This is a genomic window from Brevundimonas abyssalis TAR-001, from assembly GCF_000466985.1.
In the GTDB taxonomy this organism is placed as follows: domain Bacteria; phylum Pseudomonadota; class Alphaproteobacteria; order Caulobacterales; family Caulobacteraceae; genus Brevundimonas; species Brevundimonas abyssalis.
Genome location: NZ_BATC01000034.1, coordinates 20,897 through 28,161, shown reverse-complemented (window position 1 = coordinate 28,161; position 7,265 = coordinate 20,897). Strand labels below are relative to the sequence as shown.

Annotated in this window: 6 protein-coding genes and 2 pseudogenes; 6 read left to right on the top strand and 2 right to left on the bottom strand. The window is 65.7% G+C overall.

Annotated features, from left to right (window positions below; genetic code table 11):
* Window positions 1–375 (bottom strand): annotated as a pseudogene (locus MBEBAB_RS09555) (outer membrane beta-barrel protein); the annotation flags it as partial.
* 272 nt (window positions 376–647) lie between these two features.
* Here MBEBAB_RS09555 and MBEBAB_RS09550 point away from each other — a divergent pair.
* The 6 genes and pseudogenes from MBEBAB_RS09550 to mmcB all read left to right on the top strand — a co-directional run bounded on the left by MBEBAB_RS09550 (window position 648) and on the right by mmcB (window position 6,674).
* The gene (locus MBEBAB_RS09550; RefSeq protein ID WP_021697765.1) at window positions 648–1,808 is read left to right on the top strand and encodes a DegT/DnrJ/EryC1/StrS family aminotransferase; all 1,161 of its coding nucleotides are present in this window, start codon (window positions 648–650) and stop codon (window positions 1,806–1,808) included.
* 122 nt (window positions 1,809–1,930) lie between these two features.
* A complete protein-coding gene (gene cysD, locus MBEBAB_RS09545; RefSeq protein WP_196838412.1) occupies window positions 1,931–2,875 on the top strand; it encodes a sulfate adenylyltransferase subunit CysD in 945 nt (314 codons plus the stop codon).
* Window positions 2,875–4,796 (top strand): annotated as a pseudogene (gene cysN / locus MBEBAB_RS09540) (sulfate adenylyltransferase subunit CysN). Before cysD ends, cysN begins: the two are co-directional and overlap by 1 nt.
* Before the next feature lie 27 nt (window positions 4,797–4,823).
* Window positions 4,824–5,597 (top strand): sulfite exporter TauE/SafE family protein, encoded by a 774-nt coding sequence (locus tag MBEBAB_RS09535; RefSeq protein WP_021697762.1) that lies wholly within the window; start codon window positions 4,824–4,826, stop codon window positions 5,595–5,597.
* 67 nt (window positions 5,598–5,664) lie between these two features.
* Window positions 5,665–6,189, top strand: a complete 525-nt coding sequence (locus tag MBEBAB_RS09530; RefSeq protein ID WP_021697761.1) for a lipocalin family protein — start codon at window positions 5,665–5,667, stop codon at window positions 6,187–6,189.
* Between the two features lie 38 nt (window positions 6,190–6,227).
* A complete protein-coding gene (gene mmcB, locus MBEBAB_RS09525) occupies window positions 6,228–6,674 on the top strand; it encodes a DNA repair putative endonuclease MmcB (protein WP_021697760.1) in 447 nt (148 codons plus the stop codon).
* A 2-nt stretch (window positions 6,675–6,676) separates the two neighbouring features.
* Here mmcB and MBEBAB_RS09520 read toward each other — a convergent pair whose 3' ends face one another.
* Window positions 6,677–7,234, bottom strand: coding sequence for an ActR/PrrA/RegA family redox response regulator transcription factor (locus tag MBEBAB_RS09520; protein WP_021697759.1), 558 nt, complete (start codon window positions 7,232–7,234; stop codon window positions 6,677–6,679).
* Between the last annotated feature and the right edge of the window lie 31 nt (window positions 7,235–7,265).

Here is a 7,265-nt window from a genome sequence, read left to right as displayed (position 1 = left end):
GGTCCGGGAGTTGATGTCGCCTTCAGGCGAATGGCAGGGCCCGGTGGCCGGCTGGAAGTTGCACAGCCCCGACGGCGCCATGTCGCTGGGACGACGCACGCGGCCGATGTCGCCCGGACGATAGCCGAGCTCCATTTCGACACGCCAGCTGGGATTCAGGCGGTAGCCGAGACGGGCGAAAGCGGCCCAGCTCTGGTTGACTTCCCAGTTCCACGCCGGACCCAGGTCCGAACGGGTGTTGATGTCGTTTTCCAGGAAATGACCGCCGATATCGCCGGCGACATACCAGCCATCCGGCTCAGCCGACACGCTGGTCGCCGCAAAAGCGAGCGCAGCGGCGGCGCCCGTGGCCATCACAAAATTCTTGAAGCGCATGGGTGCTAGCCCTCTCCGCAGTTTCCTCGGCGGTCCTGCCGCCCCGCAATCCTCATAACAGCCTTGTTTCAGCAGGTCGATACGACAGGGGCAGGATTGGGTCGGGTAGGTCGAAACCGTGGCCGTTATGCGACAGCAGGTTGCGCAAGCGGGGCGGAGGCCTCGCCTCAAGCGTTAAGAACCGACACCAATGGTGACAATCGCACCGCTTTACGCCCGAGAGCCGACGGCCTTATGACGAAGCCGACGGATACGGACAACAGGACCCTTCCATGAGCATCGCCTTCATCGACCTTCAGGCCCAGCGAGCGCGGATCGCCGAGCGAATCGACGCTGCCGTGCTCCGCGTCATCGCCGGCGGCGCCTATGTCATGGGGCCCGAAGTTCGCGCCTTCGAGCAGCAGATGGCCGAATTCGGCCAGGCCGGGCATGCCGTATCCTGCGCCAACGGCACGGACGCACTGGCCCTGCCCCTGATGGCGTGGGGGGTCGGGCCGGGTGATGCGGTCTTCTGCCCCTCCTTCACCTTCGCCGCCACGGCCGAGATCATTCCCTGGTTCGACGCCACCCCCGTGTTCGTCGATATCGATCCCGTCACCTACAACATGAACCCGGACCACCTTGAAGCCGCCATCAAGGCCGTGAAGGCCGAAGGCAGGCTGACGCCCAAGGTGGTGATCGCCGTGGACCTGTTCGGCCAGCCTGCCGACTATCCGCGTATCGCGGAGATCGCCAACAGGCACGGACTGAAGCTGATCGCAGACACCGCGCAGGGTTTCGGCTGCACCCTGAACGACAAGCATCCGGTTTCGTGGGCGGATGTGGCCACAACCAGCTTTTTTCCGGCCAAACCCCTGGGTTGCTATGGCGACGGCGGTGCGGTGCTGACGAACGATGACGACCTGGCCCAGTTGCTGGATTCCCTGCGTGTGCATGGAAAGGCAGTGGCGCGTGATCTGGAGGGCCGCTCCTTCGAGCACGATCCCAAGTACCTCAACATGCGCGTAGGGATGAACTCGCGCCTGGACACTATCCAGGCGGCCATCCTGATCGAAAAGCTGGCCATCTTCGCGGATGAGATCGAACGGCGAAACCGCGTCGCCGAACGCTACAATCGCCTGCTCGAGCCCCATGTGGCCTCGGTCCCTGGCGTGATCGAAGGCGGCGTCTCGGTCTGGGCCCAGTACACCATCGAACATGAGAACCGCGACGGCCTAGCCGCACACCTGAAGACGCAGGGCGTGCCCACGGCGGTCTATTATCCGATCCCGATGCACCGCCAGCCGGCTTACGCTCATTATCCGACCGGTCCCGGCGGCCTGCCCGTGACCGAAGCCAAGGCGGAGCGCGTCATCAGCCTGCCCATGCACGCCTGGCTGGACGAAGAGACACAGGACCGGATCGTGGAGGCTGTGGCGGGTTTCGGTCGCTGAATCGGTCCCTTGTGGCTGCGCTATAGGCCAGGAACAGAAAATATCAGCCGCATCCGGAGGCTTCCGGGGCTAAGTCGCGGTTCCGTTCGTCCGTCCGGGCGATATGTATGTGAACCCCGCCGATACGATTTCGCCAGGAGGCGACCCTGACCACCGGCCCGTCATCCCCTCACCTCACCCACCTGGACCGTCTGGAGGCCGAGAGCATCCACATCATCCGCGAGGTGGCGGCCGAAATCGAACGGCCGGTGATGCTCTATTCCGTCGGCAAGGATTCCGCGGTGATGCTGCATCTGGCGCGCAAGGCGTTCTATCCGGCGCCCCCGCCCTTCCCCCTGCTGCATGTAGACACGACCTGGAAGTTCCGGGCGATGTACGAATTGCGCAACCGCATGGCGGCGGAGTCCGGCATGGACCTGCTGGTCTTCAAGAATCCGGAGGCCGAGGCCCGAGGCATCAACCCGTTCGACCACGGCGCGACCCTCCACACCGATCTCTGGAAGACCGAGGGCCTGAAGATGGCCCTGGACCAGTACGGCTTCAACGCGGCCTTCGGCGGCGCCCGGCGCGACGAGGAGAAGAGCCGGGCCAAGGAGCGGGTGTTCTCGTTCCGCACCGCAGACCACCGGTGGGACCCCAAGGCGCAGCGGCCGGAGCTCTGGAGCCTCTACAACACGCGCGTAAACAGGGGAGAATCCATCCGGATTTTCCCAATCTCCAACTGGACCGAGCTGGACGTCTGGCAATACATCATGCGCGAGGGCATCCCCATCGTGCCGCTGTATTTCGCCGCCGAGCGGCCCGTTGTGGAGCGCGACGGCATTCTCATCATGGTGGATGACGACCGCATGCCGCTACGGCCCGGCGAGACCCCGGAAATGGCCAAGGTCCGCTTCCGCACCCTGGGCTGCTACCCCCTGACGGGCGCGGTCCGCTCCGAAGCCTCGACCCTGGCTGAAGTGGTTCAGGAGATGCTGTTGACCACCACGTCGGAACGTCAGGGGCGGGCCATCGACCACGATCAGGCCGCCTCCATGGAGAAAAAGAAGCAGGAGGGCTACTTCTGATGGCCCGGGACACGGGATACCGGCCCGCCGAGCTGGCGGCCGAGGACATCGACGCCTTCCTGGCGGATCACGAATCCAAGGGCCTGCTGCGGTTCATAACCTGCGGCTCGGTGGACGACGGAAAGTCGACCCTGATAGGCCGGCTGCTTTATGATTCCCGCATGGTCTTCGACGACCAGATGGCGGCGCTTGAAGCGGATTCGAAAAAGGTGGGCACCCAGGGCGGCGCCCTGGACTTCGCTCTGCTGGTGGATGGTCTGGCCGCAGAGCGCGAACAGGGCATCACTATCGATGTGGCCTACCGCTTCTTCTCCACGGCGAAGCGGAAGTTCATCGTCGCCGACACTCCGGGCCACGAGCAGTACACCCGCAACATGGTCACAGGCGCCTCGACCGCAGACCTTGCGATCGTTCTGATCGACGCGCGCAAGGGCGTGCTGACCCAGACCCGGCGGCACAGCTATCTGGTCTCGCTGCTGGGCATCCGGCACGTGGTGCTGGCGGTCAACAAGATGGATCTCGTCGACTGGTCCCGCGATGTGTTCGACAAAATCGTCGTCGACTACCGCGCTTTCGCCGCCGAACTGGGGATCGAGGATGTTCTGTGCATTCCGATCTCGGGCCTGATGGGGGACAACATCACGGCCGCCAGCACGAACACGCCCTGGTACGACGGCACCTCCCTTATCGACCATCTGGAGACGGTGGAGGTGGACGATGAACGCCTGGCGCGTCGTCCCTTCCGCATGCCGGTGCAGTGGGTAAACCGACCGGACCTGAACTTCCGCGGCTTCGCCGGCCAGATCGCTTCGGGCGTGGTGAAGCCCGGCGATCCCGTGCGGATCCTACCGTCGGGCCGCACCAGCCGCGTCGCACGCATCGTCACCCTGGACGGGGACCTGGACGACGCCCAGGCGGGCCAGTCCGTCACCCTGACCCTCACGGACGAAGTGGACATTTCGCGCGGGGACGTGATCGCGGCGGCGGACCAGCCATGCGAGGTCGCCGACCAATTCGAGACCACCATCGTGTGGATGGGTGAGGACGAACTGCTGGCCGGACGCTCCTACTGGCTGAAGATCGGCGCGCGCACCGTCTCCGCCCAGATCACCGAGATCAAGCACCGCGTGGACGTGAACAGCCTGCAGGAGAGCGCCGCCAAGACCGTGGGCCTGAACGAGATCGCGGTCTGCAACCTGTCCCTGACCCAGCCGGTGGCCTTCGAGCCTACGGGATCGACCGGGGTCTGGGGGGCTTCATACTGATGGACCGCATCACCAACGCCACTGTGGGCGCGGGCATGATCCGGTTCGCGCTGCGCCGGTCGCACAACATCCACTGGCAGGCGCTGGACGTGACCCGCGAGGCCAGGGCCGCCGCTAAGGGCCAGAAGCCGGCGGTGGTGTGGTTCACGGGGCTGTCCGGCTCGGGGAAGTCGACAATCGCCAATCTGGTCGAGAAGCGTCTGCACGCCGAGGGGCGGCACGCGTACATCCTGGACGGCGACAATGTCCGCCACGGCCTGAACCGCGACCTGGGTTTCACGGAGGCGGACCGGGTCGAGAACATCCGCCGGGTGGCGGAGGTGGCGCGGCTGATGGCCCATGCGGGGCTGATCGTTCTGGTGTCCTTCATCTCGCCCTTCCGGGCCGAACGACGCATGGCGCGTGAGATGATGCCGGATGGCGAGTTCATCGAGGTGTTCGTGGACACCGCGCTGGAAGAAGTCGAGGCGCGAGATCCCAAAGGCCTCTACGCCAAGGCGCGGCGCGGTGAACTGAAGAACTTCACAGGCATCGACAGCCCATATGAGTCGCCGGAAAATGCGGATATCCATGTCCGGACCGCAATGCTGAGCCCTGAAGAGGCTTGCGACCTCATCGTCTCGTCCCTGCGGGAGACCGGCCGGCTGAGCGCCTGAGGCGCTCGCGGCTGTATTGGAGAGCCCATGGAGGAGTTCTTCCTGTTCGCGGCCGTGGGCTTTCTGGCCCAACTGGTCGATGGCGCCCTGGGCATGGCCTACGGCGTGATCAGTGCGACCGTGCTCCTGAGCATGGGCGTGCCTCCCGCTACCGCCTCGGCCAGCATCCATGCATCCAAGATTGCGACCGGCGCCGCCTCCGGACTGTCGCATCTCATGCACCGCAATGTGGACAAAGACATCCTGTGGCGCCTGGCCCTGGCAGGCGCCGTGGGGGGGGTTGCGGGAACGTTCCTGGTGACCGCCATCCCCGGCGCGGCCATCAAGCCGTGGGTGATCGGATGGCTGTTGTTCATGGGTCTGCTCATCCTGTGGCGGGCCTGGCGTGGCGCGCCGCCCCCGGTGCGGCCGTTCCGGCGCCGCGGCGTGCTGGGACTGGCGGGCGGATTCCTGGACGCCATCGGCGGCGGCGGCTGGGGCCCCACGGTGACCACGACCCTGGTGGGATCCGGCGTGCCGCCCCGTTATGCCGTGGGCACCGCCAACACGGCCGAATTTTTCGTCGCGGTCACCGTCACCATCGCCTTCGTCACGGCCCTGCTCACCGGACACTGGATCGAGACCCCGCGCATGGATACGCACATTTGGGCGGTAGCGGGCCTGATGACCGGCGGGGTGGTCGCCGCGCCTCTCGCCGGATGGATCACCCGCATCCTGCCCATGCGCGGCCTCACCTGGGTGATTGGCCTTCTGATCGTGGGGCTGGCGTTGTTTCAATTGGTTCAGATACTGCGCGGCTGATCAGGGCGCGCAACCCTGTCGCTCTTTCTACCGTATCTGAGCCATCACGCCCGCACGGAGTTTGAGCATGAAGAGTTCCACACGCCTCGTGATCGGCGCTTGCATGGCGGCCATGGCCACTGTCTCCACCCCCGCCTCGGCACAGGTCTCGGATCTGGACCTGAACAGGTTCTCTGGCCGCTGGTACGAGATCGCGCGCAATCCCAACCGGTTTCAGCGCGACTGCACCCGTCTGGCGGTCGATTTCACGGCTCGGGACTCCGACCGCTACCGGGTAGTCCATACCTGCACGCGCCGGTCGGATGGCGAGATCGAGACCCTGAACGCCAATGCACGGGTCACGGATTCCAATGCCAAGTTCCGCATGTCTCTGGCGGGACTGCTGTCTTTCGGCGGCCTAGCCAGCCAGAGTTACTGGGTCTGGCACCGCGCGCCCGACTATAGCTGGGCGATCATGGGCCTGCCGGACAAGAGCCACTTCTGGATCTGGTCGCGGCGGGAAAACCCCTCGGCCGACGTCCGCCGCGCAGCCCTGTCCCGCGCTCGCGCCCTGGGCTTTGACACCTCCGAGGTGATCAGCACGCCCGGCTGAATCTTGACGATCGGAACACATACGGAACATATGGCTGCATGCCTGCCGCCGCCGTCCATATCGAGCTGGTCTTCAGTCGGCCCGAGACCACCCGATCAGTCACGCGCGGCGCCGCCCGGCTAATGGCGGACATGGGATATGCGCCACTTCTGGAGGTCTGTCTGCCCAACGGCCGTCGCGCCGACGTCATGGCGCTGGGCCCGCGCGGCGAGATCGCCATCTGCGAGGTGAAGTCGGGGGTCGAGGACTACCGCGTCGACCGCAAATGGCATGAGTACGCGCCCTTCTGCGACGCCTTCTATTTCGCTGTGACCCCGGAGTTTCCCGAGGGAATCCTGCCCGACGAGCCGGGTCTGATCGTCGCTGACGGCTTCGGCGGGGCGGTCGTGCGCGAGGCGCCGAACCAGATGCTTGCTCCAGCGCGGCGCAAGGCCCTGACGCTGGCGTTCGCGCGGCTGGGGGCGATGAGGAGTCTGAGGGAGTAGCCCTACCGGGGCGCGCGCTTGGCCAGGATCCGCTGCAGCGTGCGGCGGTGCATGCCCAGGCGGCGAGCGGTTTCCGAGACATTGTGGTCGCACAGTTCATAGACCCGCTGGATGTGCTCCCAGCGCACGCGGTCGGCGGACATGGGATTGTCGGGCGGCTCGGGGGCGTCGCCTTCCTCGCTCATCAGGGCCTTGACCACGTCATCGGCGTCGGCGGGCTTGGAGAGATAGTCCACGGCCCCGGCCTTGACCGCCGCCACGGCGGTGGCGATGGCGCCGTAGCCGGTCAGCATGACCATGCGGGCGTCATCACGGCGGGCGCGGATGGCCTCGACGATCTTGAGGCCGTTGCCGTCCTCCAGCCGCATGTCCAGCACCGCGAAGGCCGGCAGGCCTGCGCGCAGGGCGTCCTGCGCCTCGGCGATGGAGCTGGCGGTCGTGACCTGAAAGCCGCGCGATTCCAGCGCCCGACCCAGACGCGTTCTCAGCGCCTGATCGTCGTCCAGCAGCAGCAGGGACTTGTCCTCGAGGGCGGCGATGCGGTCTTCCAGACTGGCCATGGTTCTAAATACTCCCTGATCTTCAAGTCGG